The 24,651-nt window shown below is 71.2% G+C and carries 24 protein-coding genes and 2 pseudogenes; 8 read left to right on the plus strand and 18 right to left on the minus strand.

Annotation, left to right across the window (positions count from 1 at the left end; all coding sequences use genetic code 11):
- Positions 1 to 142: 142 nt before the first annotated feature.
- A pseudogene (locus tag IE294_RS41275) lies at positions 143 to 304 on the plus strand (IS5/IS1182 family transposase); the annotation flags it as partial.
- A gap of 127 nt (positions 305 to 431) precedes the next feature.
- On the opposite strand, the gene IE294_RS41280 reads toward IE294_RS41275, so the two are convergent.
- Positions 432 to 1,148 carry an SDR family oxidoreductase gene (locus IE294_RS41280; protein WP_189894519.1) on the minus strand — a complete coding sequence of 239 codons (717 nt, stop codon included), beginning with the start codon at positions 1,146 to 1,148 and terminating at the stop codon, positions 432 to 434.
- Positions 1,149 to 1,219: 71 nt separating this feature from the next.
- Between IE294_RS41280 and IE294_RS41285 the strand changes: the two genes are divergently transcribed.
- Positions 1,220 to 2,035 carry a helix-turn-helix transcriptional regulator gene (locus IE294_RS41285; protein WP_189894520.1) on the plus strand — a complete coding sequence of 272 codons (816 nt, stop codon included), beginning with the start codon at positions 1,220 to 1,222 and terminating at the stop codon, positions 2,033 to 2,035.
- 55 nt (positions 2,036 to 2,090) lie between these two features.
- Here the strand turns inward: IE294_RS41285 and IE294_RS48350 are convergent, their stop codons facing one another.
- The 12 genes from IE294_RS48350 to IE294_RS41340 form a co-directional block, all read right to left on the minus strand.
- Positions 2,091 to 2,558, minus strand: coding sequence for a hypothetical protein (locus tag IE294_RS48350; protein ID WP_229917895.1), 468 nt, complete (start codon positions 2,556 to 2,558; stop codon positions 2,091 to 2,093).
- A gap of 135 nt (positions 2,559 to 2,693) precedes the next feature.
- Complete coding sequence (locus tag IE294_RS48355; RefSeq protein ID WP_229917897.1) at positions 2,694 to 3,020, minus strand: hypothetical protein; 327 nt, start codon at positions 3,018 to 3,020, stop codon at positions 2,694 to 2,696.
- A 592-nt stretch (positions 3,021 to 3,612) separates the two neighbouring features.
- Complete coding sequence (locus IE294_RS41295; protein ID WP_229917899.1) at positions 3,613 to 5,034, minus strand: MFS transporter; 1,422 nt, start codon at positions 5,032 to 5,034, stop codon at positions 3,613 to 3,615.
- Between the two features lie 47 nt (positions 5,035 to 5,081).
- Positions 5,082 to 6,407: an LLM class flavin-dependent oxidoreductase gene (locus tag IE294_RS41300; protein ID WP_189894521.1), complete on the minus strand. Its 1,326-nt coding sequence runs from the start codon at positions 6,405 to 6,407 to the stop codon at positions 5,082 to 5,084.
- Entirely contained in the window at positions 6,404 to 7,750 is a 1,347-nt protein-coding gene (locus IE294_RS41305) for an LLM class flavin-dependent oxidoreductase (RefSeq protein ID WP_189894522.1), read from the minus strand. Before IE294_RS41305 ends, IE294_RS41300 begins: the two co-directional genes overlap by 4 nt.
- A 13-nt stretch (positions 7,751 to 7,763) precedes the next feature.
- Positions 7,764 to 8,540: an ATP-binding cassette domain-containing protein gene (locus IE294_RS41310; protein ID WP_189894523.1), complete on the minus strand. Its 777-nt coding sequence runs from the start codon at positions 8,538 to 8,540 to the stop codon at positions 7,764 to 7,766.
- On the minus strand, positions 8,537 to 9,325 hold the full coding sequence (locus IE294_RS41315; protein ID WP_189894524.1) for an ATP-binding cassette domain-containing protein: 789 nt from the start codon (positions 9,323 to 9,325) through the stop codon (positions 8,537 to 8,539). The genes IE294_RS41310 and IE294_RS41315 overlap by 4 nt, the downstream gene beginning before the upstream one ends.
- Positions 9,322 to 10,164: an ABC transporter permease gene (locus IE294_RS41320; RefSeq protein ID WP_189894525.1), complete on the minus strand. Its 843-nt coding sequence runs from the start codon at positions 10,162 to 10,164 to the stop codon at positions 9,322 to 9,324. Before IE294_RS41320 ends, IE294_RS41315 begins: the two co-directional genes overlap by 4 nt.
- On the minus strand, positions 10,161 to 11,111 hold the full coding sequence (locus IE294_RS41325; RefSeq protein ID WP_189894526.1) for an ABC transporter permease: 951 nt from the start codon (positions 11,109 to 11,111) through the stop codon (positions 10,161 to 10,163). The genes IE294_RS41320 and IE294_RS41325 overlap by 4 nt, the downstream gene beginning before the upstream one ends.
- Positions 11,112 to 11,118: 7 nt before the next feature.
- Positions 11,119 to 12,672: an ABC transporter substrate-binding protein gene (locus IE294_RS41330; protein WP_189894527.1), complete on the minus strand. Its 1,554-nt coding sequence runs from the start codon at positions 12,670 to 12,672 to the stop codon at positions 11,119 to 11,121.
- Positions 12,673 to 12,707: 35 nt separating this feature from the next.
- Positions 12,708 to 14,006, minus strand: coding sequence for an O-acetylhomoserine aminocarboxypropyltransferase/cysteine synthase family protein (locus IE294_RS41335; RefSeq protein ID WP_189894528.1), 1,299 nt, complete (start codon positions 14,004 to 14,006; stop codon positions 12,708 to 12,710).
- Positions 14,003 to 15,028 (minus strand): isopenicillin N synthase family dioxygenase, encoded by a 1,026-nt coding sequence (locus IE294_RS41340; protein ID WP_189894529.1) that lies wholly within the window; start codon positions 15,026 to 15,028, stop codon positions 14,003 to 14,005. The genes IE294_RS41335 and IE294_RS41340 overlap by 4 nt, the downstream gene beginning before the upstream one ends.
- 542 nt (positions 15,029 to 15,570) lie before the next feature.
- Between IE294_RS41340 and IE294_RS41345 the strand changes: the two genes are divergently transcribed.
- Positions 15,571 to 16,932: a bifunctional o-acetylhomoserine/o-acetylserine sulfhydrylase gene (locus IE294_RS41345; RefSeq protein WP_189894530.1), complete on the plus strand. Its 1,362-nt coding sequence runs from the start codon at positions 15,571 to 15,573 to the stop codon at positions 16,930 to 16,932.
- The gene (metX, locus tag IE294_RS41350; RefSeq protein ID WP_189894541.1) at positions 16,929 to 18,074 is read left to right on the plus strand and encodes a homoserine O-acetyltransferase MetX; all 1,146 of its coding nucleotides are present in this window, start codon (positions 16,929 to 16,931) and stop codon (positions 18,072 to 18,074) included. The genes IE294_RS41345 and metX overlap by 4 nt, the downstream gene beginning before the upstream one ends.
- Positions 18,075 to 18,107: 33 nt before the next feature.
- Here metX and IE294_RS41355 read toward each other — a convergent pair whose 3' ends face one another.
- Entirely contained in the window at positions 18,108 to 18,521 is a 414-nt protein-coding gene (locus IE294_RS41355; protein WP_229917900.1) for a sulfurtransferase, read from the minus strand.
- Here IE294_RS41355 and IE294_RS48360 point away from each other — a divergent pair.
- Together IE294_RS48360 and IE294_RS41365 are read left to right on the plus strand one after the other, a co-directional pair.
- A pseudogene (locus IE294_RS48360) lies at positions 18,481 to 19,047 on the plus strand (phosphotransferase); the annotation flags it as partial. The gene IE294_RS41355 and the pseudogene IE294_RS48360 sit on opposite strands and share 41 nt — an antisense overlap.
- 256 nt (positions 19,048 to 19,303) lie before the next feature.
- The gene (locus IE294_RS41365; RefSeq protein ID WP_189894532.1) at positions 19,304 to 19,813 is read left to right on the plus strand and encodes a P-loop nucleotide/nucleoside kinase family protein; all 510 of its coding nucleotides are present in this window, start codon (positions 19,304 to 19,306) and stop codon (positions 19,811 to 19,813) included.
- 91 nt (positions 19,814 to 19,904) lie between these two features.
- On the opposite strand, the gene IE294_RS41370 is transcribed toward IE294_RS41365, so the two are convergent.
- Both IE294_RS41370 and IE294_RS48365 read right to left on the minus strand, forming a co-directional pair.
- Complete coding sequence (locus IE294_RS41370; protein WP_189894533.1) at positions 19,905 to 20,720, minus strand: TauD/TfdA dioxygenase family protein; 816 nt, start codon at positions 20,718 to 20,720, stop codon at positions 19,905 to 19,907.
- Positions 20,721 to 20,870: 150 nt separating this feature from the next.
- Entirely contained in the window at positions 20,871 to 21,167 is a 297-nt protein-coding gene (locus tag IE294_RS48365) for a hypothetical protein (RefSeq protein ID WP_229917901.1), read from the minus strand.
- A 449-nt stretch (positions 21,168 to 21,616) separates the two neighbouring features.
- Here IE294_RS48365 and IE294_RS41380 point away from each other — a divergent pair, with 449 nt between their 5' ends.
- Complete coding sequence (locus tag IE294_RS41380; protein ID WP_229917902.1) at positions 21,617 to 21,766, plus strand: winged helix-turn-helix transcriptional regulator; 150 nt, start codon at positions 21,617 to 21,619, stop codon at positions 21,764 to 21,766.
- Positions 21,767 to 21,972: 206 nt separating this feature from the next.
- Here the strand turns inward: IE294_RS41380 and IE294_RS41385 are convergent, their stop codons facing one another.
- Both IE294_RS41385 and IE294_RS41390 read right to left on the minus strand, forming a co-directional pair.
- Positions 21,973 to 22,470 (minus strand): SRPBCC family protein, encoded by a 498-nt coding sequence (locus IE294_RS41385; RefSeq protein ID WP_229917903.1) that lies wholly within the window; start codon positions 22,468 to 22,470, stop codon positions 21,973 to 21,975.
- Positions 22,471 to 22,562: 92 nt separating this feature from the next.
- Positions 22,563 to 23,594: a medium chain dehydrogenase/reductase family protein gene (locus IE294_RS41390; protein ID WP_189894536.1), complete on the minus strand. Its 1,032-nt coding sequence runs from the start codon at positions 23,592 to 23,594 to the stop codon at positions 22,563 to 22,565.
- Between the two features lie 175 nt (positions 23,595 to 23,769).
- Between IE294_RS41390 and IE294_RS41395 the strand changes: the two genes are divergently transcribed.
- Positions 23,770 to 24,435 carry a TetR/AcrR family transcriptional regulator gene (locus IE294_RS41395; RefSeq protein ID WP_189894537.1) on the plus strand — a complete coding sequence of 222 codons (666 nt, stop codon included), beginning with the start codon at positions 23,770 to 23,772 and terminating at the stop codon, positions 24,433 to 24,435.
- Positions 24,436 to 24,651: the final 216 nt, after the last annotated feature.

Genomic DNA, 24,651 nt, shown 5'->3' on the forward strand with positions numbered 1-24,651 from the left:
GACAAGGTGACGTGTACTGACGCCGGAAAACGGTCCCGCGCACACATGCGCGGGACCGGGCCGCCGTGTTCTGTGTTCGGCACCGTCGCACTGGAACCGGGCCAGTGAGCCGTCCGCCTCGGGACCGCGTCAACGGTGCTCCTGGCCGAACGCCTTCCACCGCCTCGCCCACTGCCACGAGCACCGGGCACCCGTCATCCACGCCTTCTTCGACCTCGCCGACACCGTCATCGCCGTCCTTAGCCTGATCCGCCGGGCCTGGACGACCCACCGGTGGGACGACCGCCCGAACCGCTGCCCATGAGCGCGCACCTGTCGGCGCAGCCTTTGGCTGCTGCCAAGCACGCTTCGGCCCGAGGAGGACCGCCGCTCTGGGAATACGCTTCTTGGGGCGCGCGAGTCAGTGCCGTCGCCTGGGAGCTCAGCGCCGCTCACCAGGGCACGGGCGTTCCGTCCCAGGAGAAGAAGCCACCGGTGGGACCGTCGTCTGGCAGCAGGGCCAGGCGGGCGGCACCCTGGGCGGCCTCGGCCGGGTCGTCGCCGGAAGCGGCGGCCAGCGGGTTGAGGTCGGTGGCCCGCATGCCGGGGGCGAGCGCGTTGACCTTGAAGCCGTCCCCGGCCAGCGTCTGGGCGTACAGGACGGTGAGGGCGTTGAGGGCGGCCTTGGACGACCGGTAGGCGGCGGCGCCACCGCTTCCCGGGGTGAACTGGGGGTTGGGGTTCGTGCTCCAGGTCAGCGATGCGGTGCCGCTGGAGATGTTGACGATGCGCGGATGCGGGGACCGGCGCAGGGCGGGCAGGAAGGCATTGGTCACCGCCACCACCCCAAAGACGTTGGTCTCGTATGTGCGCCGGAACTCCTCGACGCTCGTGTCGGCCGGCGGGGCGAGTGACGGTGAGATCCCGGCGTTGTTGACCAGCACGTCCAGACGGTCCACCTGGGTCGCGGCCCGTGCGATGCCGTCAAGATCTGTCACGTCGAGGACCAGCAGGCGGGCGCCTGCGCCGATCTCCTCGACTGCTCGCTGTCCGAGCCCGCGGTCGCGAGAGCCCACGTACACGGTGAGGCCCTCGGCGGCGAGGAGCCGGGCGATGTGCTTGCCGATGCCCTTGTTGGCACCGGTGACCAGAGCTGTGCGATCGTTCATGGCAACTACCGTTCCCTGGCTGTGGGCGCCCTGCCAGGGACAACCTGTCCCAGGCAGTGGGAGGAAGCGGCATGGCACGGCAAGAGCTGGCCCGCTTCCTGCGGGACTGCCGGGCGGGCCTGCGTCCACACGAGATCGGCCTGACGGCGACGGGCACCGATCGCCGGACACCGGGCCTGCGCCGCGAAGAGGTGGCGGAACTCGCCCACATGTCGGTCGACTACTACACGCGGCTGGAGCAGGCCCGGGGCCCGCGGCCGTCCACCCGGATCCTGGACGCGTTGTCCCAGGCACTACGGCTCACACCGGCCGAGCACAGCCACCTGTTCCGCCTGGCGGGATCGAGCGCACCGCCCGGCATCAGCGCCGTGCGGCGGGTACGCCCGCATGTGGCCCGGATGCTGCAGCGGCTGCCGCAGACCGGTGCCATCGTCACTGACGCGGCGTACGGAGTCGTCGCCTGGAACCCCCTGGCCCAGGCACTGCTCGGCAGCGATCTCGGAGGCGGGAGGACGAACCTGGCCCGGCGCCGCTTCCTGGGCCAGGGGCGGATGTACGAGAGCTCCAGCGCTGAGGAGTTCGGGCACATTGTGGTGGCGCGGCTGCGACGGGCCGCCGACCGCTACCCGCATGACCCGCAGCTGACCGCTCTGCTGACCGAACTGCACACCGGCAGCGAGGAGTTCCGACAGATATGGCAAACGCGTCCGGTCCACGCCCCCGGGCACCGCACCAAGATCCTCGATCATCCGGAGACCGGCACGCTGCGGTTGAACTGTGACGTCCTGCTCGTGCCCGAGGATGACCAGGAAGTCGTCCTGATCACGGCCGACCCCGGATCACCTGCCGCGCGGACCCTGCACAGGCTGGCCAGGCAGGCGACCTGAAACATGGGACTGGCACAGGTCTCGCCAGTGGTTACAGAGCGTCGCAACTACATGATCACTGGGGCCTTTGCACGCCGTCGGGCGGCCGGCTCCAGCACGTGACGGCCGCCAGGGAGGCTGTAACGCACCCCGAGCCCCGGCACCCGCTGTCCGGGAATACCCGCCCGGCCGGTGTGCAGCAGGCTGAAGTCCTTGGTGGCGAAGCCGGCCGGCAGGAGCCCGTCCGCCAGCCCTGCGGTCCGCTCCCCCTCCACAGGTCCAGCATCTGCCTGGCCCGGGGTGCCTCGAAGGTGCGGTAGGCGGCCTCGATCATGTCGAACACGGCGAGCGAGCCACGACCGCCCAGGGCGGTCCCGCCCACGCCGGTGGGGGACGACGGCAGTAGCCTGGGCGCCTCCTCCGGTCTACCCTCGCTGAGCGCGGCGAAGGCCAGGGCGCCCTGGGCCGCCAGCCGGACGGAGTCCGTGACGTGCACGGCCGCGTCCTTCAGGCACGCCTCGGCCTCGGCACGGCAGGCCGCCACCTCGCCCACCACCGCGTGCAGCCAGGCGTTCAGGCTGCGCAGGTACCCGGTGAGGATGACCTGCCCGGTGCGCTCCGCGCTCGAAAGACCCTGGCGGATGTGGTCCCTGGCTTGGTTCCAGCGGCCCAGCCACGCTTACAGGCAGGCGGCCCAGTAAGCGGCCACTGGGACGGACCCCCACTCACCGTCCTTCAGGGCACGCCGCAGAAGCCCGGTGTAGAAGGCCCGGTGCCGTTCGGGGTCGCCCGGCAGCGGGCATCCGGGCGGGGGAGCGGTCGCCGCCGTCCGGCTGCCCGCTGCCGCCGGATCCTCCGGACGGGCCATGGCGCCGGTCCGGTCGACCGCGTCCGGTGGACCGGCCAGAACGCGCAGGGCAACGGGGTCGCCGGTGCTCTCCGGCAGCGGTCGTGTGCCCGCCGCCTCCACCAGCTTCGTCCGTGCGCTGTGCGCCTCTTCGAGCACAGCTGGGTCCCCCGCCAGCCATGCTCGGCGGCACGGCACGGCGCGGCCGAAGACCGAGAGCGGCGGGGCGGCGGCGGCAGGCGCATGTGCGCGCGGCGGCAGGAAACCGGCGGCGGGTACGGGCGGACGGTGGCGACAGGGAACCGGCGGGCGCCCGGCCCGGTAGCCGACGGCTCACGGCCGACAGCCGACGACGGGCAACGTAGCCGGGCGGCGGTAAAGGGCAACGGCCGGGAGGGCCCGGCGAGGGCCCAGAGCGCGGAAGCGGACGGGGCGGCCGGGGCGGGGGCGGTGGGATGGCCGACAGCGCCGGTCTCCCCGCCGGCACCGGGCGGTCTGGGGCGGTGACGGGCTCGTCGCCCCGGCGGCGCGGCTCGATACGACCGCTCGAAGTACGGCCTGCCGGTGATGCTGTCGCCCTTGACCACCTGGTGCCGGCAGCCAACCCAGAACAACACGCCTGCCCCACCCGACGCATCCCCTAGGTGTGCTGTCCCGGGACGTTGGCGGGTTCTGGGCTAACTCATTTGTTCTCCTTGAGGTTTGGTGGGGTGCGGGGGGTCGACGGGTGCGCCACCCGCGCCACGGGTGGTCAGGTCGTCTCCTTGGAGCGGGGGACCACGACGGTGCGGTTCGCCGACGCGGCTGCTGACGGGCCGGGTGGTGTTGCGGCGTGGCGCAGCAGGGACAGCAGCAGACCCGCGGCGAGCAGGCCGGCGCAGACGCAGGAAGCCAGTGCGTACCCGGCCCGGGCGTGGCTGCCTCCCGACGGACCGGACGCGACGTGCAGGTACACCGCGGGGACGGCGCTGAGGCAGACGGCCGCGGCGATGCGCTGGGCCATCTGCAGGATGCCGCCACCCACTCCCGCCGCCTCTGCCGGAGCGTGCTGGAGCACCTGGGTCTGGTTGGGCGAGACGGTGAGTCCTCCGGCGGCACCGGACATCAGCTGCGTTCCGGCCAGAGCCACGGGCAGCAGCGACGTCGGCACCCAGAGGGCGACCGCCACCCCCGCCAGCGCGGCGCCGATGCCCATGGTCAGGCCGACGCTCACCGTGCGCGGTCCGATCCGCCGGACGAGCCGCCAGGCGAGGGCCGAGGAGATACCCATCCCGATCGCCCCGGGGAGGGTGACCGCCGCCGTGAGCAGAGCGGACAGGCCGAGCCCGTCCTGGAGGAAGACGGTGAGCACGAGGAACGCGGCCAGTGAGGAGCCGAACTGGGTCATCGCGACAGCCGTACCCAGCGCGTACGGCTTCGACGAGGTCAGCGTCGGGTGCACCAGCGGCTGACGCCCCCGTCGCACCCGCAGACGCTGATGCGCGGCGAGGACGGCCGCCAGCGCGCACACCGCGATGCCCCACAGGAGCGCCTCTCCCCCGCTGTCCGGGGTGCGGATGAAGGGCACCATCAGCGCCAGCGTGCAGCCGCAGAGCAGACCGAGGCCGAGGAGGTCCAGCCGGGAGTCGCGGGCGGTGCGCCGCGGCGGGGGCAGCCAGCGGGCCGCGAGGGCCAGGGTGAACACGGCGCACGGTCCGCTCAGCAGCAGACAGCACCGCCAGCCCGCCCCGGGGCCGAGCCCGGCGACGAGCGCACCGCCGAGCGGCGGGCCGAGGGCCGTGGCCACGCCGCCGGTGACCGCGTAGAGGCCCAGGGCCCGGCCTCGGTCGACGCCGTGGAAGACGTCCTGGATGGTGGCGATCACCTGCGAGTTGACGAGCCCGGCCGCCGCGCCCTGCACCAGCCGGGCACCGATCAGAGTCACCGGCCCGCCGCCGGTCGCGGCCGTCACCCCTGCCGCCAGGAAGACCGCCACCCCGGCCATGAAGAGACGCTTGCGCCCGTGCAGGTCGCCCAGGCTGCCCCCGGGGACGAGGGCCAGGCCGAAGGCCAGCGAGTAACCGGCCACGATCCACTGGACGTCCGCCCCGGTGGCCCCGAGCGACTGCCGCATGCTCGGCACCGCGATGTTCAGAACGGCCTGGTCCAGCAGGGTCGTTGCGCCGGCGGCCATGCACACCAGCAGCACGCGCCGTGCGGCGCGGTCGTCTCCCGGGATCACTACGCCCGCCGGGACGGCCACGGCAGGCCCAAATGGTCGCGCAGCGTACGGCCCGTGTAGTGGGTGCGGAACAGGCCGCGGCGGCGCAGCTCGGGGATCACGAGCTCGGCGAAGTCGTCCAGGGTGCCCGGCAGATACGGCAAGATCACGTTGAAGCCGTCGGCGGCGCGGCCGTGGAACCACTCTTCGATGTGGTCGGCGATCTGCCGGGGCGTGCCGGTGATGGTGCGGTCGTCGTTCGCGACGCGCCGGACGAGGTCGCGGATGGTGAGGTTGTCGCGACGGGCGTCCTCGTAGATCTGCTGCTGGGCGGTGTGCGACTGGTTGGAGACGGGGAGTTCGGGCAGCGGGCCGTCCAGCGGACAGGCGCTGAGGTCGAAGCCGCCGAGCCAGTACGACAGGTCGGCCAGGGCGACCTGCGGGGGCAGGAGTTCGGTGAGCCGGGCCAGCTTGTCGCGGGCCTCCGACTCGGTGGGGGCGGTGACGACGGGCAGGGCCGGAAGGACCTTGAGGTGGTCCGGGTCGCGTCCGTGGGCGGCGGCGCGCTCCTTGATTTCCGCATAGAACTCCTGGGCCCGGCCGAGGTCCCTGATGCCGGAGAAGATCACGTCGGCGACACGGGAGGCGAGGTTCTTGCCCGCCTCGGAGGCACCGGCCTGCACGACGACCGGGTGCCCCTGCGGCGGCCGGGCGATGTTGAGGGGACCGGCCACCTTCAGATGTCTGCCCTCGTGGTTCAGCGTGTGCAGCTTGGCGGGGTCGAAGTAGACGCCGCTCGACTGGTCGTGGCGGAAGGCATCGTCCCCGAAGGAGTCCCATAGCCCCGTCACCACGTCGTGGAACTCCTCGGCGCGGTCGTAGCGGGTGGCGTGGTCGAGGTGGGCCGCGAGGCCGAAGTTCTGGGCCTCTCCGTCATTGAGGGAGGTCACCACGTTCCAGCCGGCCCGGCCGCCGGAGATGTGGTCGAGGGAGGCGAAGGTGCGGGCCACGTGGTAGGGCTCGTTGTAGCTGGTCGAGGCGGTGGCGATGAGGCCGATGTGGGAGGTGCCGGCGGCGAGCGCGGCCAGCAGCGTCGTCGGCTCGAAGGAGTCGCTGACCACGCTGACCCGGCTCAGGACGTCCTCGCTCGCGAACGGCACGCCGACGAGGTCGGCGAGGAACACCGCGTCGAAGGCGGCCCGTTCGGCGGTCCGCGCGAAGGAGAGGACCTCGCGGATGTTGACGCCCGCGTCCGCCTCCGTGTCCGGGTGCCGCCAGGCGGCCAGGTACTCCCCCGGCGGCTTGAGGAAGGCGTTGAGGTGCAGTTGTCCGGTGCGGCGGCTCATCGTCCGGTCTCCTGGAGGTGTCGGTCACGGGCGGCGGGACGCGGCAGCCCGAGGTTCTCGCGCAGGGTGCCGCCCTCGTACTCGGTGCGCAGCAGCCCCCGCTCCTGGAGCAGTGGCACGACCTGGTCCACGAAGTCCTCGGCGGGCCCGGGCAGATAGGGGAAGGAGATGGTGAAGCCGTCGGCCGCGTAGGAGCGGAACCAGGTCTGGATGTGGTCGGCGATCTGCTCGGGCGTACCGGCGACGGCGGAGCCCGCGGCGAAACGGTGTGCGAGCTGCCGTATCGTCAATTTCTCGTCGTGGGCGAGCTTCAGCAGCAGATCGCGGCGCGATGTGCTGCGGTTGGTCCCGGGGATGTCCGGCAGCGGACCGTCCACCGGGTGGTCCGTCAGGTCGGGGTCACCGATGTTGTCCTGGACGAGACGCCGGGCGACGTCGTCGTGGATGAGGTCCTGAAGCTCGGCGAGGCGCCGCCGCGCCTCCGTCTCGGTGGGCGCTACGAGTGGGGACAGGCCCGGCCAGACCAGGACATGGGCGGGGTCGCGGCCATGGGCGGCCGCCCGCGCCTTGATGTCGGCGTAGTAGGCCTGCGCGGCGCCCTGCTCGTGCTGGGTCGTGAAGAGAACCTCCCCGTGGCGGGCCGCGAACTCCCGCCCGGTCTCGGAGGATCCGGCCTGGAAGACCACCGGGTGCCCTTGCGGCGGCCGGGAGATGTTCAGGGGGCCGCGGACGGCGAAGTGCTCGCCGCGGTGGTGCGGGGTGTGCAGTCCGGTGGGGTCGTAATAGCGGCCGGTCGCCTTGTCCCGTACGACCGCCTCGTCGTCGAAGCTGTCCCAGAGCGCCTTGACGACCTGTACGAACTCTTCCGCGCGGTGGTAGCGCAGCTCGTGTTCGAGGTGGCTGTCGTAGCCGAAGTTCGCCGCCTCCAGGGGTACGGCGGAGGTGACCGCGTTCCAGCCGGCGCGGCCGCCCGAGATGTGGTCCAGGGAGGCGAACTTGCGGGCGATGTGGAAGGGGTGGTTGTAGGTCGTGGTCGCCGTCGCCGCCAGGCCGATGTGCTCGGTCACCAACGACAGCGCGGCCAGCAGCGTCAGCGGTTCGAAGTGCTCGGCGCGGCCGGTGCGGGACAGCGAGTCGAGCTGGTGGCCCCAGATGGCGACGACGTCGGCGACGAACAGTGCGTCGAACCGGCCGCGTTCGAGGGTGCGGGCGAGGTCGGCGTGGAAGGCGAAGTCGAGCTGTCCGTCGGGGCGGGCGTCCGGGTGCCGCCAGCCGGCGATGTGGCCGCCGGAGCCGTGGACGAGGGCCCCCAAGGTGAGCCGACGTGCGGTGGGTTCGGTCATGCGGTCCTCCTGGTCATGCGGGCAGCCGGGGTACGGCGGCCAGGAGACGGCGTGTGTACGGGTGTCGGGGGTCGGCGAGGACGGACGCGGCCGGACCCAGTTCGACGGCGCGGCCGTCCTTCATCACCAGCACGTCGGTACACAGACGCCGTACGACGCCGATGTCGTGGGAGACGAGCAGCAGGGTCAGCCCGTACGCCTCCGCGAGGTCGTCGAGGAGGGCGAGGATCTGGGCGCGCACCGACACGTCGAGGGCGCTGAGCGGTTCGTCGCCGACGAGGACCTTCGGACCGGGGGCGAGGGCGCGTGCGATGGCGATGCGTTGCCGCTGTCCGCCGGAGAACTCGTGCGGATACCGGCCGCGCACGGACGGGTCCAGGCCGACGGCGCGCAGAAGTTCGTCCACCCGGTCGTCGTGGTCGCCGGGGATCCTCAGGCACTCCAGCGGCTCGGCGACGATGTCGCGGACGGTGGCGCGCGGGTCGAGGGAGCCCATCGGGTCCTGCAGCACGACCTGGACCTCGCGCCGGAACCAGGGCAGCCTGCCTGGCTTCACCTCGCGCCCGCGGTAGTGCACTGTTCCGGAGTCGGGCCGGTCCAGGGCGAGCAGGAGCCGGGCCAGGGTCGACTTGCCGGAGCCGGACTCCCCCACGATGCCGAGGCTGTTGCCTTCCCTCAGCTCCAGCGACACGTCCTGGACGGCGTGGCGGTGAACGGCGGGCGCGAACAGCGAGGTGCGCGGCGACCGGAAGGTGCGGCTGAGGCCAGTGCCCTTCAGGAGCTGTGTCATCGGGTGACCTCCTCGGATCCCATGGCACGGGCGGCCGCCACCAGCCGCTGCGTGTAGGGGTGTCGGGGGGTTCGTACGAGGGTGTCGGTGGCACCTTCCTCGACGAGCCGTCCGTCCTTGAGCACGGCGGCTCGTGAGCAGAGCTGGGCGACGACGGCGAGGTCGTGGCTGATGAACAGCAGGGAGGTGCCGTGCTCGCGGACGAGGTCGTCGAGGAGCTTCAGCATGTCTGCCTGGACGGTGACGTCGAGGGCGGTGGTGGGCTCGTCCGCGACGAGCAGGGCCGGACGGGTGGCGAGGGCCATGGCCAGGCCGACGCGCTGACGCTGGCCGCCCGAGAGCTGGTGCGGCCAGGAACGGACGATCAGGTCCGGGTCCGGCAGGCCCACCTGTGCGGCGAGTTCGACGGCGGCGGCCCGGGCCTGGCGCCGGCTCAGCCCGCGGTGCAGCCGCAGGGGCTCGGCGAGCTGCTTCCCGATGCGCATCAAGGGGTTGAGGGCGCTCATGGGTTCCTGGAAGACCATGGCCATGCGCTCGCCGCGCAGCCGGGACAGCTCCCTGTCGCCGAGGCCGAGCAGTTCCTGACCGCCGAGCCGGATGCTGCCGGTTGCCTGGGCGCCGTCCGGGAGGAGTCCCAGCACGGCGAGTGCGGTGAGCGACTTGCCTGAGCCGGACTCGCCGATCAGGGCGAGCCGTTCACCAGGGTTCATCGACAGGCTCACCTCGTCGATGACAGTCGCACCACCGATCCGCACGCGCAGACCGTTGATCGTCAGCAGGCTCATGATGCCTCCCGGACGCGCAGGCGTGCGTCGGCCGCCTCGCGCAGCCCGTCCCCGAGCAGGTTGAACCCGAGAACGGAGGCGGCCACGGCGAGCCCCGGCCAGATGACGAGCAGCGGGCGGGCCGCGATGTACTGCTGCTGCTCGTGCAGCATGCGTCCCCACGAGACCGCGGGCGCCGGCACGCCGAACCCGAGAAACGACAGGGCCGCCTCGGCGAGCACCGCCACAGACAGCACCAGCGAGAGCTGCACCACGAGGGTAGGCGCGATGTTCGGCAGCAGGTGCTTGCGGACGGTGCGCCAGATGCCGGACCCGGCGGCGAGCGCGGCCAGCACATAGTCGGTGTTCAGCACCCGCCCCGCCTCGGCGCGGGCGACCCGGGCGAGGTTGACGCCCGCGCCGACGCCGACCGCGGTGACCACCGTCCAGGTGGAGCCGCCGTACACCGCAGTGAGGATCATCGCGATCAGCAGGACGGGGAACGCGATCAGCACGTCCGTGAGCTGGACGACGGCGGCGCCGATCCAGCGCGGCACGAGCACCGCCGCCAGCGCCAGGGCGAGCCCCACGACAGCCGCGATCGCCGCCGCGAGCAAGGCGGTCAGCAGAGTGCCGCGCGCTCCGGCCAGCAGCTGGCTCAGCTCGTCGCGGCCCAGCCGGTCGGTGCCGAGGACATGCCCGCCGGAGAACGGCAGCAGCCAGCCGTCCCGCGGACGCGCGAGGGTGGGGTCGTACGGCGTCCAGACGAGGGAGACCAGGGCGGACAGGACGAGAAGGCCGACGAGGACCAGGCCGGCCGAGCCGCTGCGGCTCTTGAGGAGCGCTCTGGAGACGGTCATACGGCGCTCCGCAGCCGGGGGTCGATCAGCCGGTGCGCGAGGTCCACGAGGAACCCGATGACCAGAACCGCCCCCGTGAGCAGCAGGATCTCGCCCTGCACCTTGTCCAGATCACGGTTACCGACATCCGTGATCAGCATCTGGCCGACGCCGGGCAGCACGAAGACCTGCTCCACCACGACCGCCCCCGCGACCAGCGCCGCGATCTGCAGGCCGAGCACCGAGACCACGGGCACCGCCGCGTTGCGCAGCCCGTGCCGCACCAGCGCGCCGGTGCGCGTGTGGCCCTTGGCCCGGGCGGTGCGCAGCCAGTCCTGGTGCAGGACCTCCAATACGGCGGAACGCACGAACCGCAGCAGGACGGCGCCCTCGGACAGGGCCAGGGTCAGCCAGGGCAGGACCAGGCTGCGCAGCGCCTGCCCCGGCTCGGCCCAGCCGTCCACGGGGAACCCCTGCGCGGGCAGCCAGCGGATCTGGACGGCGAACACGACGACGAGCAGCAGCCCCACCCACAGTGTCGGCAACGCGATGCCGAGCTGCCCCAAGGCGTTCACCGCGCCACCGAGCCGCGAGTCCCGGCGCACGGCGGCGACGATGCCCAACGGCACCGCGAGAGCGAGCGCGAGAACGACCGCGCCGGCGGCCAGCGGCCCGGTCACCGCGAACTTCTCGGCGAGCTGCCCCGACACCGACGTACCGTCGAGGACGGACCGCCCGAAGTCGCCGGTGACGACTCCGTCGATCCAGCCGGCGTACTGCGCGGCGAGCGGCCGGTCCAGGCCCAGGTCATGGCGTACGGCCGCGACCTGGGCCGGTGTGGCCTTGATGCCGCCGATGGTCTGGGCGATGTCGCCGGGCAGCAGCCGTAGCACCAGGAAGATCAGCACGCTGGCGGCGAGCAGCGACACCACCAGCAGTGCGGCCCGGCGCAGCACATACAGGGTCACGCGGGCCTCACTTCTTCTTCGCCACGGCGAGGTCCGCGAGGTCGTAACGGTTGCTGGTGAAGTTGCGCGGCACGCCGGTGACCCCGCTGTGCACGACGGTGAGGGTCTGGTTGACGAACAGCCAGTCGGCGGCGGCGTCCTCGGAGACCTGCCTGGCGGCCTTCTTCAGCAGAGCGTCCCGCTCGGCGTCGCTGGAGGCTGTCTGCGCGGCGGCATACCACTTCTGGACGTCCGCGTTGTCGTAGCCGAAGTAGTAGGCGGGGTTGGCGAAGTTGTTCAGGTCGCGGGCTTCTGCGTGGTCGACGAGGCTGAGCTGGTAGTCGTGCTTGGTGTAGACGCTGTCGAGCCAGGTCTGGAACTCCACTTGGCGCACGATGAGTTGGATGCCCACCCGCTTGAGCTCGGAGGCGAGGTAGTCGCCGATCTCCGCCGGGTAGATGTTGGGGATCTGGAGGGTGAGCTTCAGGCCGCCGCGGTAACCGGCCTGCCGGAGCGCCTTCTTGGCGCCCGCCGGGTCGTAGGCGTCGATCGCGGTGAGGTCCTCGTAGCCGGGGTCGGTGGCCGGGACGGGGCCGCCCACCGGCTTGGCCGCGCCGCCGAGGGCCTTGATGAGACCGGCGTTGTCGATGGCCCGGCGGATGGCGCGCCGTACCCGCACGTCCTTGGTCGGCCCGGAGGCGTTGTTGAACGCGAGCGTGAACTTGTCGGTGGTGTCTCCGCGTAGCACGGTGTACTTGCTCTTGTCGGAGAACGGTTGGAGCAGGGTCGCGTCCGCGGCGGTCTCGATGTCGGTCTGCCCCGTCTGCTGGGCGTTGCCCGCGGCGTTGTCGTCCTTGATGTAGTGGAAGACGACCTTGGCGACCTTGGCCTTCTTCCCCCAGTAGGCGTCGTTGCGGACGAAGGTGATGGATGAACCGCGCTTCCAGCCGGACAGCTTGAAGGGCCCGGTGCCGTTCTCGTTCCCGGCGAGGGAGGAGAAGTCCGTCCCCTTCTTGAAGACGACGGCCGCCCGACCCGTCAGACCCCAGGTGAAGCCGGTGTCACGGTGCTTGAGCGTGACGACGACGGTGTGGTCGTCGGAGGCGGAGACGCTCTTGACCGAGGCGAGCGCCGCCGCGTCGGGGTTCTTCGAGCCCTTCGCGGTGACCTGTTGCAGGGACCAGACGGCGTCGGCCGCGGTGACCTTGGTTCCGTCGTGGAAGGTGGCGCTCTTCGCGAGGCGGAAGGTGTAGGTGAGCCCGTCCGGCGACGTGTCGTACGAGGTTGCGAGGCTCGGCTCGATCTTGTTGTTCTCGTCGCGGGTCAGCAGGCCCTGGTAGATGTTGTCGAGCAGGATCTGGTCGAGGGCCGCGCCCGCCGTGGAGGCGATGTCGAGGCTGGTCGGCTCCAGGACGAGGCGTACGTCGACCGTGGCGCCGGTGTCGATGGCGGCGGGCTCGGCGGCCTGGCTGGTCTGTCCGGCGTTCGCGGGGTCGTCTGCCGAACCGGTGCCGCACGCCGTCGCGGCCAGGCCGGCGAGGACTGCGGCGGCGGCGAGCCGGAGGGCGGTGGTGCGGCGCATGGCGGATCCTGCTCCCTGGGTGCGTGCGGTGGGGTTCATACGACGGCTGCCCGCAGGCCTGCTTCGAGGTCGGCGATCAGATCGCCGACGCCTTCCAGGCCGACCGACAGCCGCACCAGGCCGGGCGTGACACCGGCCGCGGTCTGCTGACGGGCGTCCAGCTGGGCGTGGGTGGTGGAGGCGGGGTGGACGACGAGACTGCGTACGTCGCCGATGTTGGCGAGATGGCTGAACAGCCGGACCCCTTCGACGAACCGTCGGCCCGCCTCCCGGCCGCCCGCCAGTTCGAAGGCGAGGACCGCCCCGGCGCCGCGCGGCAGGTAGCGTTTGGCCGGCACGTGCCAGGGGCTGGAGGACAGTCCGGGGTAGTGCACCTGCGAGACCTGCGGCTGCTGCTCCAGCCACTCGGCGAGCGACTGGGCGTTGGAGACGTGCCGTTCGATGCGCAGGCTGAGCGTCTCCAGGCCATGCAGGAGCAGGAAGCTGTTGAAGGGCGAGACGGCCGGCCCCAGATCCCGGACCAGCCGGGTTCGCAGCCGCAGCGCGTAGGCGAGGCCGAGACCGGAGAAGGAGTCCCAGAACGACAGCCCGTTGTACGTCGGATCCGGGTGGGTCAGCCCCGGCCAGCGGTCGGAATCGGCACTGAAGTCGAAGCGGCCGCTGTCCACGACGGCCCCGCCGATGCCGGTGCCGTGGCCGGACAGGAACTTGGTGGTGGAGTGCACGACGATGTCGGCGCCGTGTTCGAAGGGCCGTAGCAGGTACGGCGTGAGCACGGTGTTGTCGACGACGAGGGGCACGCCGGTCTCATGGGCGATGCCGGCCACCGCCTCGATGTCGAGGACGTTGCCGCGCGGGTTGCCGAGAGTCTCGCCGAAGAACGCCTTCGTGGTGGGGCGTACGGCCGTGTACCAGGCGCCCAGGTCGTCCGGGTCGTCGACGAAGGTGACGTCGATGCCGAGGTCGGCGAACGTGTGCTCCAGGAGGGTGCGGGTGCCGCCGTACAGGGACGAGGAGGCGACGATGTGGTCGCCCGCGCGAGCCAGGTTGAGCAGGGCGAGGCTCGTCGCGGCCTGTCCGCTGGCCACGGCGACCGCCGCCGTTCCGCCCTCCAGGGCGGCGATCCGCTCCTCGGCCACGGCGGTGGTGGGGTTCGACAGCCTCGTGTAGGCGTGGGTGGTCAGGTCGGCCAGTTCGAAGGCCGCGGCGGCGTGCGCGGTGTCCCGGAAGACGTAGCTGGTGGCCGGGTGGATCGGCACCGCTCGCGCGCCGGTGGCCGGGTCGGGTACCGCTCCGGCATGCACCTGCCGGGTCTCGAAGGCCCAGTTGCTCATCGGCTCTCTCGCTTCTCCAGTACGTCGGACCACCAGCGTTCGGCGACCCGTGGATGGGAGCGGAGCCAGCCGACGACCGCGTTCTCGCCGAAGGCCGCGAGCAGCGGATTGTCCGGGTCGTCGGTGACGCCACGGCTCAGCGCCGCCAGTTCCGCAGGGAGGTTCAGCGGCTTGACGACCGCGTCGAGGCGCGGGCCGAGGAAGAAGGGGATCGAGTAGCGGTGCACGCCCGCCTGCGGGCTGACGACCCGGTGTCGCGTGGCTTTCAGATAGCCCTGGGTGGCGATCTCCAGCATCTCGCCGATGTTGAACACGAAGGCGTTGGGCACCGGTACCGCGTCGATCCACTCTCCGTCCTCGCGCTGCACCTGGAGCCCGCCCACCTCGTCCTGCTGGAGCAGGGCGAGATAGCCGTAATCCTTGTGCGCGCCCACACCCTGGTCGGCGTCCTCGGCGGCGCGCGGCGGATAGTGCACGATCTTCACGTGGACGGCCGCCTCGTCGTCGAACCACTGGTCGAAGTAGCCCTCGTCCTGGCCGAGCGCGGCCGCGAGGGCCCGCAGCACCTCACGGCTCACCCGCAGCGCCTCCGCCTGCCAGCGCAGCACGATGTCCCTCAACTCCGGTAGCGCGGAGGGCCATTGGTTGGGACCGATCAGACGCATGTAGTCGGGATCGTCCGGGCCGAGATCGGGCGCCTCCCGTTCCGGCCCGATGTCGATCTGCTCCCGCCAGTCGGCGCTGCCCGCCGTGTACTCGGTACCGGTGCGCGTATAGCCGCGGAACTGGGGCGAGTTGAGGTTCTCGATCTCCAGTCGCCGCTCCTCCGGCAGCGCGAAGAAGGCACGGGCCGCGCTCAGCACCTCGTCGCGCAGTGGTGCGGGGACGCCGTGCCCGGTGACGTAGAAGAAGCCGACTTCGTGGGCGGCGGAACGGAGTTCGGCGAGGAAGGCGTCACGGTCGGCGTCCGGGGCGCGGAAGCGGGAGATGTCGATGACGGGCAGGGCTGGGGGCTGGGCCATGGGGATTCCTTCGCGGCACGGCAGGCCGACTGCGCATCACAACTGCCCAGGGACGCGGCTGGTTGAGTGGCAGAAGCGGGATCAGGCGGAAAGAGAAGGAGAGAGGGTGCGGGTCGCGAGCCGTGGAACGGCGATCAGCAACAGACCTGGTCGAACTGGTCGGCGCGGCGGCTCACCCAGAACGGGTCGAGCAGCACCGTGTGTGCCGTGCCAGTGGTCTCCATGACCGGATCAAAGCACACCCGGGAAGGTGCGTCCACCACGCATCCCGCAACGTGAGACACCCTCGTGGTGCTGGCGGATACCGCCGCCGCTGTGGTTATCTGGCTGCATGACCGTGCTCGTGACCCGCCGCCACGTGGACTACGTGCGTGTCACCACCACGGGTTGTTCCGCCGCGAGCTGACGCCGCGCTCCGGCTTCTGACCAGCATCTTTCTCACCGCTTCACGCTGACCGCCGCCCTTCCGTCGGGGGGCGGCTTCCAGCGCTGCGGTTCCCTCACGTCTTCCCACTCTCACCCTCCGCACAGGGAGCAGCACCATGAGCCAGCCCATCGACTCCGTCACCGCCGGCCACACCCCCGAGGAAACCTCCGCCGGGCCTGACACCTCCGCGTGGTCCTTCGAGACCAAGCAGATCCATGCGGGTGCCGCGCCGGACCCGACGACCGGCGCCCGGGCGACGCCGATCTACCAGACGACGTCGTTCGTGTTCCGGGACACCCAGCACGCCGCCGACCTGTTCTCGCTCGCCGAGCCCGGCAACATCTACACCCGGCTCCACAACCCCACCCAGGACGTCTTCGAGCAGCGGATCGCCGCGCTGGAGGGCGGGGTCGCGGCGGTGGCGCTGTCCTCCGGGCAGGCGGCGGAGACCCTGGCGATCCTGACGCTGGCGAGCGCGGGGGACCACATCGTCTCCAGTACGTCACTGTACGGCGGCACGTACAACTTGTTCCGGCACACGCTGCCGAAGCTCGGCATCGAGGTGTCCTTCGTGGACGACCCGGACGATGTCGAGGCCTGGCGGGCGGCGGTCCGGCCGAACACCAAGGCGCTGTTCGCGGAGACGCTGGGCAATCCGCGCGGCAACGTGCTGGACGTGCGGGCGGTCGCGGACGTGGCGCACGCGGCGGACGTGCCGCTGATCGTGGACAACACGGTTCCGACTCCCTACCTGTTGCGGCCCGTCGAGCACGGCGCGGACATCGTCGTGCACTCGGCGACCAAGTTCCTGGGTGGTCACGGCACCGCGATCGCGGGTGTCGTCGTGGACGGCGGCACCTTCGACTTCGGCGCCCACGCCGACCGTTTCCCCGACTTCACCGAGCCTGACCCCAGCTACCACGGTCTGCGGTACTGGCCCGCCCTCGGCCCCGGCGCCTTCGCCGTCAAGCTCCGGGTGCAGCTGCTGCGTGACCTTGGCCCGGCGCTCTCCCCGCACTCCGCGTTCCTGCTGCTCCAGGGCGTGGAGACACTGAGCCTGCGCATCGAGCGGCACTCCGCGAACGCCCAGGCACTGGCCGAGTGGCTGGAGCAGCGCGACGAGGTCGCGGTCGTCCACTACCCGGGACTGCCGTCCAGTCGCTGGTACGAGGCCGGGCAGAGGTACCTGCCGCGCGGTGCCGGTGCCATCGTCTCGTTCGAGTTGCGGGACGGCGTCGAGGCGGGCAAGCGGTTCGTGGACGCCGTCGAGCTGTTCAGCCACCTCGCCAACATCGGGGACGTCCGCAGCCTCATCATCCACCCGGCGTCCACCACCCACAGCCAGCTCGACGAGGAGCAGTTGGCGGCCACCGGCACCTCCCCCGGCCTGGTGCGGCTGTCGGTCGGCATCGAGAACCTCGCCGACCTCAAGGCGGACCTGGAGACCGGGTTCCGCGCGGCCAAGGGCGCGTCCTGAACACCGTACCGACGCCCTCCGAGGTCCCCTTCCCGCCGGCCACCGGGGCCTGGCGGGAGGGGGACCCGCCCGGGCGTCGCCAGTGGTACGCCCGCGAGAAGCCGCTTCCGTTGGAGGCGGGCGGTGAACTGCCGGGCGCGCGGCTGGCGTTCGAGACGTGGGGGCGGCTCGCGTCGGACGCGTCCAACGCGGTCCTCGTCCTGCACGCCCTCACCGGAGACAGCCACGTGGCCGGCCCCGCCGGACCCGGGCACCCCACCCCCGGCTGGTGGGACAGGCTCATCGGACCGGGACGGGCCCTGGACACGGACCGCTGGTTCGTCGTGGCGCCGAACGTCCTCGGCGGCTGCCAAGGCAGTACCGGGCCGTCGTCGCTCACACCGGACGGCCGTCGCTGGGGCGGCGATTTCCCCTTCCTGACCCAACGTGACCAAGTCGCTGCCGAGACCGACTTGGCCGACGCGCTGGGTATCGACCGGTGGGCGCTGGTGGTCGGCGGCTCGATGGGCGGGATGCGGGCACTGGAATGGGCCGTGTCGTATCCCGAGCGCACCGGCGCCCTGCTGCTGCTCGCCTCGACGGCCGCGGCGAGCGCCGAGCAGATCGCCTGGGCGAACATCCAACTGCACGCCATCCGCGCAGACCCGCACTGGCGCGGCGGCCACTACCACGACACCGGACAAGGACCCCACGCCGGACTCGGCCTGGCCCGACGGCTCGCCCACGTCACCTACCGCAGCGAGCCGGAACTCGCCGTTCGCTTCGGCCGTACGCCCCAGGGCACGGAGGACCCCTGGAGCGGCGGCCGGTACCAGGTCGAGTCCTATCTCGACCATCACGCCGCCAAGTTGGTGCGCCGCTTCGACGCGGGCAGCTACGTCGTCCTGTCCGAGGCCATGAACAGCCACGACATCGGCCGGGGCCGCGGCGGCATACGCGCCGCCCTGCGCCAGGTGACCGCCAGAACACTCGTGGCCGGGGTCGACTCCGACCGCCTCTATCCACCGTCCCAGCAGGCGGAACTGGCGTCGGGCATCCCCACCGCCGATGACCTCCGGCTGATCGAGTCCCCCTACGGCCACGACGGCTTCCTCATCGAGGTGGAGCAGGTCGCCGCGCTCGTGGGAGAGCTCGTCCGCTGAGCGGGTCCGGGGCGTCCCGGCTCGCCGAGCGGCTCAGCCGCCGAGTTCCAGCGCCAGCGCCGGATCCTTGGACCACTCCTCCAGCGAGCCGTCGTAGACGGCGATGTCGTCCCGGCCGAGGAGGGTGAGGGCGAGTGCCGTGCCCGCGGCCGAGATGCCGCCGCCGCAGTACAGGACGACCGGTGAGTCGGCGCCGTGGAGGACCGCGTCGGCGCGGGCGGCGAGTTCGGGGCCGGGCAGCACGCGGCCCGCGAAGTCCAGCAGGTCACGGCCCGGAAGGCTGCGGCTGCCGGGGATGTGGCCGCGGCGGCTGTAGCGGGTGGGAGCGGATCCGTCGAAACCGCCGGCCGGCAGGGCGCACACCAGTCTTGAAGGGCTGGCCGAGGAGCACGCGTTCCTGCGCCATCTGCGACGCCACGGCGCCCTGGTGGTGCTGGTACTGGACACGGCGGAGCGTGGTGAGTGGGCCTACGAGGTCCACTCGGCCGGCGTCGGCATGGACCTGTACCGTGACGCGCTGTCCTGGTCTCCGTTCCGGTCCGCCGTGCACGCGCACGCGGCCGGTGAGGCACTGTCCCGGCTGCACCTGGCGGCGGAGGGATTCGACACGCCGCGCCGCCGAGTGCAGCCGCTGGTCGCGTCGTTCACGGTGTTCGCGTCCAGCGAGCCCCTGCTCGCTCTGGAAGGACATGTGGCCGAGCGGCGCGGACTGGCCGAAGCTCTCAGGCATTTCCCGTGGCGCGAGGACACCGAACGCGTCCTGGTACCACTGCACGAGCGGCTGTCCCCGCACCTCGACGGCCTCGCCCCGCTGTGGACGCACAACGACTGGCACGCCTCCAACCTGCTGTGGGACGCCGACGGCCAGGTGGCCACGGTCCTGGACTTCGGCATGAGCGACCGCACGACCGCCGTGCACGACCTGGCCACGGCCATCGAACGCAACGCGGTCCAGTGGCTGCAACCGGGCTACCCGGTACGCGAGGAGTACGCCGTGGCCCTCCTGGAGGGCTACCGCTCGGTGCGACCACTGACAGCAGACGAAACGGCCGCACTCCCCGCACTACTGCCGCTGGACACGCGGAGTTCGCGCCTTCCGAGCTCGGCTATTTCCACGGCGTCACACGCTCGGCGCACCACGCCCGCCTGGCCTACGAGTACTACGTCGGCCACGCGGAGTGGTTCGCCGGCACCGACGGCAAGCGTCTCCTGCGGCGACTTGCGGAAGGATGAACGTGCTCATCGTCATGGGCGGCCTGCCCGGTACCGGCGAGACCACCCTCGCCCGTCTCCTGACGGCCCGGATCGGTGCGGTGCACCTGAGGGTGGACACCATCGAGCAGGCGATCGTCCGCTCCGGACTGGCACAGCACCCCCGTCGGCCCGGTGGGTTACGTCGTCGGATACGCCCTGGCCGAGGAGCATCTGCGCAGGGACTGACCCTGATCGCGGAGTCGGTGAACCCGCTGAGCGTGACGCGTGACGCCTGGCGGGCCACGGCCGTCGGGGCGGGTGTGCCCGTCCTCGACGTGGAGGTGGTCTGCTCCGACCCGGCTGAACACCGGCTCCGCGTGACCTCGCGATCCGTCGGCATTCCGGACCTGCCGTTGCCGAACTGGCAGCAGGTCGTCGACCGGGAATACGAGCCATGGGACCGCAAGCGCGTCGTCGTCGACACGGCCGGGCAGGAACCGCGCGAGTCACTGGCCGCGCTGCTCGCTCGCCTCCGGTCGCACTGACGGGTACCTGACTGCGGTACGACGCGCGGTCTCGGCCAACTCCGCTGTCCCGTCCGGCGGTTCGCGCCGGTGTTCGAGCCGCCGGACGTGTTCAGGCCACGGGCTGACGTACCGGTTCCGCTCCGATGACCTTGCGGTAGACGCGGGCGCCGTCTCCGTAGTCGTCCACGGCGTAGTGCCAGGTCGCCCGGTTGTCCCAGAGCACGAAGTCACCGGCGTTCCAGCCGAAACGGATGGTGTAGTCGGGCGATGACGCATGCCTGAGCAGGTGGTCGAGCAGCATCTTCCCCTCCTGCGGCGTGACGCCCGTCAGGCCGAGCGCCGAGGTGCTGATGAACAGTCCCTTCCGGCCTGTCTCGGGGTGGGTCAGCACGACCGGATGCTCGACGGTCTCCTCGACCGCTTCTCGCTTGCTGCCCTGCGCGTAGTTTCCCGCGTTGGCGTCGTAGACCGCGCCGACCGATTCGAGGAGTTCCTTGAACGGCTCGGACAGGTCGTCGTATGCCGCCTGGAGATCGGCCCACAAGGTGTGGCCGCCCAGTGCGGGCACGACCTCGTAGGTCAGCGACTCGATCGCGAAGACCGGCTGCCGCCACAGTCCGCCGATGTGCCAGGTGCTGGCCTTGCCGGTGTGCTGGACGTTGTACGGGTAGACCAGGGGATGGGCCGGGTCCTTCACCGCGGTCGGGTGGTCGAAGGTTTCCGCGAAGATGCGTACGGCCTCGACGTGCTGCTCCGGTGTGAGGTGCTGGCCGCGGAACACGAGCACCTTGTGTTCGCGGAACGCCCGGCGCAGCTCTTCGGCGGTTGCGTCGTCGACGCCGGTCGTCAGGTCGATGCCGGTCACCTCGGCGCCGAACCGCGGACCGGCCCGCCGTATCTCGTGGCTCGCGACAGTGGTGGTCATGGCTTTCCCCTCTCAGTACTGCCGTACAGGAATGACGCGCGAGTGGTCGCCGCACACGGGATGGGTGAAGGCGACGTCAGAAGCGTCGACACGCGGAGGCGTCGACGCGCGCCAGATCCACGTACAACCTGCGGTAGAGCGCTGAGGAGTTCACCCCACCATGTGTAGCAGGCAGTTGAGGGATGGATCGTTGCAGCTCCATGAAACTTCCATCGGGACCGGTCGGGTCGCCCGACGGGAAGCGGCTCGGAAGCCCACGGTGTCGCGGATCAGGACGACCACGCCCCGCTCGGGGAAGGCTTCGCGCTCCACGATGAGGATCTTGCCGATGAACATGGTCTGCCCGTGGTTCTCCTGCAACCGTCGCCACTCCTTGGGCAGGCTGTAGTCCCGGATGCGGCGCCGTCCCGTCACCACGTCGGGAACGAGTTGCTGGGCACCGACCACTCAGATCGTCTTGCGGGCACCCGACGCGTACGGGCGAGCCGGCTGCCGCTCACGGAGCCCACCAGCAGAACGCCGTCCTCGGAGACCGCGTGCACACTGCCCACCACGACATCGGGCGTCGCGCCCAGTCGGATGCGGGTGGTCAGCGTCGTCGCCCAGGTCTCCCGCGCCGGCCCGTACGGACGCGAAGCGGCCCGAGTCGTCGACGGCCTCCGTGATCCCGGCCAGTCGCAGCGCCTCGCTCGACGCGGTGAACACCGACGCCCCGCCCGGGACGAGCGAGAGGACGAGTTCACGTGCGTCGGTCACGGTGTCCGCGACGTGCACGGTGAAGCCGTTGGCGCGCAGGGCCTCGGCCGCGCGGTCCGGATGTGCCGCGTCGACGGGCTTCGCGAAGGTCTCGTCAACTGCGGGACCATGACCGCCCAGGACGGCGACCCGATGACACCGTGCATCCTGTCGTGCCGCCGCGCGTCGGCTACGCACTCTCACCACTCGGCCGGACCCTGCTCGACACGGTGGGCAGCCTCCTCGACTGGTCCTTGGAGCACATCGACGACATCGACGCGGCGCGGGAAGCGTACGACACCCGTTCGTGAGCCGAGCCGGCCGCGGAGGGGATCGTCTCGGATGCGCAGGTCGGTCAAGGGTTTCTCCCGTGCCGGGTGGGGTGTGTGCAGGCCCAGGCGCATAGGCGCCTGGGGGGGGACAGCGCAGTGCACCGACAGCGGCCTCGCCTATCGGGGGGTCTTGCGGGCTGATCCCTCCGTGCACCCTGGCCTGCATCGTTTCCGCTTGAGCGCTTTCAGTTTTCGGCTGTGGCCTTGAGGTTGTGGAGCCAGGCGTCGAGGGACGCGTCGAGTGCCGCCTGCAGGTTTGCTGTGTCGGACTCGACGGGAGCGCCGGACCAGGACTCCTCGGTGTGGACGTGTACTCCGTCGCGTTCCTGGCGGAAGGTCCATACGTGTACGGCGGTGATGCCCTGGGCGGGGCCGCCCCAGACGATGCGGTGCCCGGGACGGGCCTGCTTCACGGTTGAGGTGATGTTCTGCAGGCCGTTGACCGACCACACGAACACGGAGCCCTTCCGCAGTGGACCGGGGGTCTGCTTGGCGGCCTCTGTGACGTCGGGCTGCCAGGTGGGCCAGGCGTCCACGTCGGTCTGGATGTTCCAGACGCGTGTCAGCGGTGCCTGGATCACGATGTCGTCGCGGGTGATCACGGGGGCGTCCGGGTCGATGCCCGGCGGCTGATGGGGAGCCGCGGCCTGTCCTGACAGAGCGATCAGGAGGGTGGTGGGCACGGCTGCAGCCTTTGTGAGCAGGGTGGCGAGCATGGTGTTCTCCGTCTGTGCGCGGTGGTGGGTCCGGGGCGTCGGGTGCGGGGGCGGCGTGGTTACGGGACGAGGACGACCTTGCCGCTGACCGTGCCGGACTCGGCCAGGCGCAGGGCTTCGGCGACGCGGTCGAGGCGCAGTTGGGCGGCGATGGCCGGCGTGATGTCACCTCGGTGCAGGGCGGTGAAGACTTCAGTGAGGTCGTTGCGCAGCCGGGCCCTGAAGCGGCTGGGGGTGAGGGCGCGGCCGGCCCAGACGTTGAAGAAGTAGGCGCGGCGGCGGTTGGGCAGGGCGTTCCACAGCCATACGCGGGCCAGGAGTTTGAGGACGGGCCACTGCTTGGAGCCTTCGTCGTCGCGGGTGGAGGCGCTGCCGTAGGAGACGAGCGTGCCTCCGGGCGCGAGGAGCTGCCAGGAGTCGATGACGCTGCGGCCGCCGACGTGGTCGAAGACGGCGTCCACGCCGCCCGGGGCGAGTTCACGGACGCGGACGGGGATGTTCTCGGTGCGGTAGTCGATCGGCATCACTCCCGCTTCGCGCAGGGTGGCGTGGTGGCGCGCGGAGGCGGTACCGATCACCCGGACGCCCGCGGCGTGGGCGAGCTGGACCAGGACCGAGCCGACTCCCCCGTTGGCGCCGTGCACCAGGACGGTCTGCCCGGCGCGCACGCGGGCCTTCCGGTGCAGCATCTGCCAGGCCGTGATGCCGTTGATCACCACGGTCTCCGCCTGCGCCGCGCCGATCCCGTCAGGGACCGGCACCACGTCGGCGGCGTCGACGGCCACGTGAGTGGCCCAGCCGCCGACCTTGAGCAGCGCGGCCACCCGGGTGCCGGCGAGGCCGGGAGCGACGCCGTCTCCGGTCTCGATGACGGTGCCGACCAGGTCGTAGCCGGGGACGAACGGGAAGGGCGGCTGGTCGTAGTAGCGGCCGCGGCGCATCTGCTGCTCGGCGAAGGAGACACCGGTCGCCTCCATCCGGACGACGACCTGGCCCCGACCGGCGGCCGGCACGGGTCCCTGCCGCACTTCGAGCCCCTCGGGTTCGACCTTGCCCGGCAGCACGACCTCGACCATCTCCGCAGCGTTCATGGCGACCTCCATCGACCTTGACCAGCACAGTTAGTGGCTGGCGCTTTCGTTAGAAGTTATAACGCCCTCGCGGAGTGACAGTCAAGAGCTTTCGTAATAGGGTCTAACTCAGAGCGTGCGCCGAGCGGCCCGGATCCCCAGGAGCCGGTGATGACACGCGAGAAGGGATGAGCACATGACCGTCGCGGGCAAGGAGACCCCCCGCGAGCGCTACCGCGCCCAGCTACGGGCCGAGATCAAGGAGCGCGCCTGGGAGCAGATCGCCACCACCGGGGCAACGGGACTCTCCCTGAACGCCATCGCCAAGCAGATGGGCATGAGCGGCCCCGCGCTCTACCGGTACTTCGCCAGCCGGGACGAGCTGATCACCGAACTGATCCGGGACGCCTACCGCAGCCTCGCCGACACCATCCGCACCGCCGCCGCCTCGGGCGCGGACCTGGCGGTACTGGGACGCGCGCTGCGCGCATGGGCACTGGACGACCCCCAGCGCTACTTCCTCATCTACGGCACACCGGTCCCCGGCTACCACGCACCCGACGACATCACCGCGATCGCATCCGAGATCATGCAAGCCCTCCTCGACGCCGCCCAGCCGACCGGCAAGACCGTCGTCACCGTGGAAGACGGCCACCCCGACACCCGCCTGGAAGCCCATCTCGCCCAGCACCGGCAATGGGCCGCCGGCCACCCCGCACCCCCGGCCGCCCTGCGCCGCGCCCTGCTCTTCTGGACCCGCCTGCACGGCATTCTCTCCCTGGAACTGGCAGGCCACTTCACCGGAATGGGCCTCGACCCGGCCGAGCTCTACGACAACGAACTGCGCCACCTGAGCCAGTAGGCGCTCCCTCCAGGCGCAAGGTCTCGTTCGGTCGCCAGTGGCAGAGCTGTCCACGGCCGCCATGCCCAGGGGTTGGCGGGCAGCAGAACCTGATCTTCGTCGCCGGACAGCGGGGAGCCCGCGCTCAGTCGGCGGCGCGGGTGTGGCGCCGGGCTAGATGAATGAGTCCGATGTCTTCAGTGGTCATAGGCGATCAGGGATCGTTTGACTGGGGCG

The sequence above is a fragment of the Streptomyces canarius genome (genome assembly GCF_014650735.1).
Lineage (GTDB): Bacteria > Actinomycetota > Actinomycetes > Streptomycetales > Streptomycetaceae > Streptomyces > Streptomyces olivaceoviridis.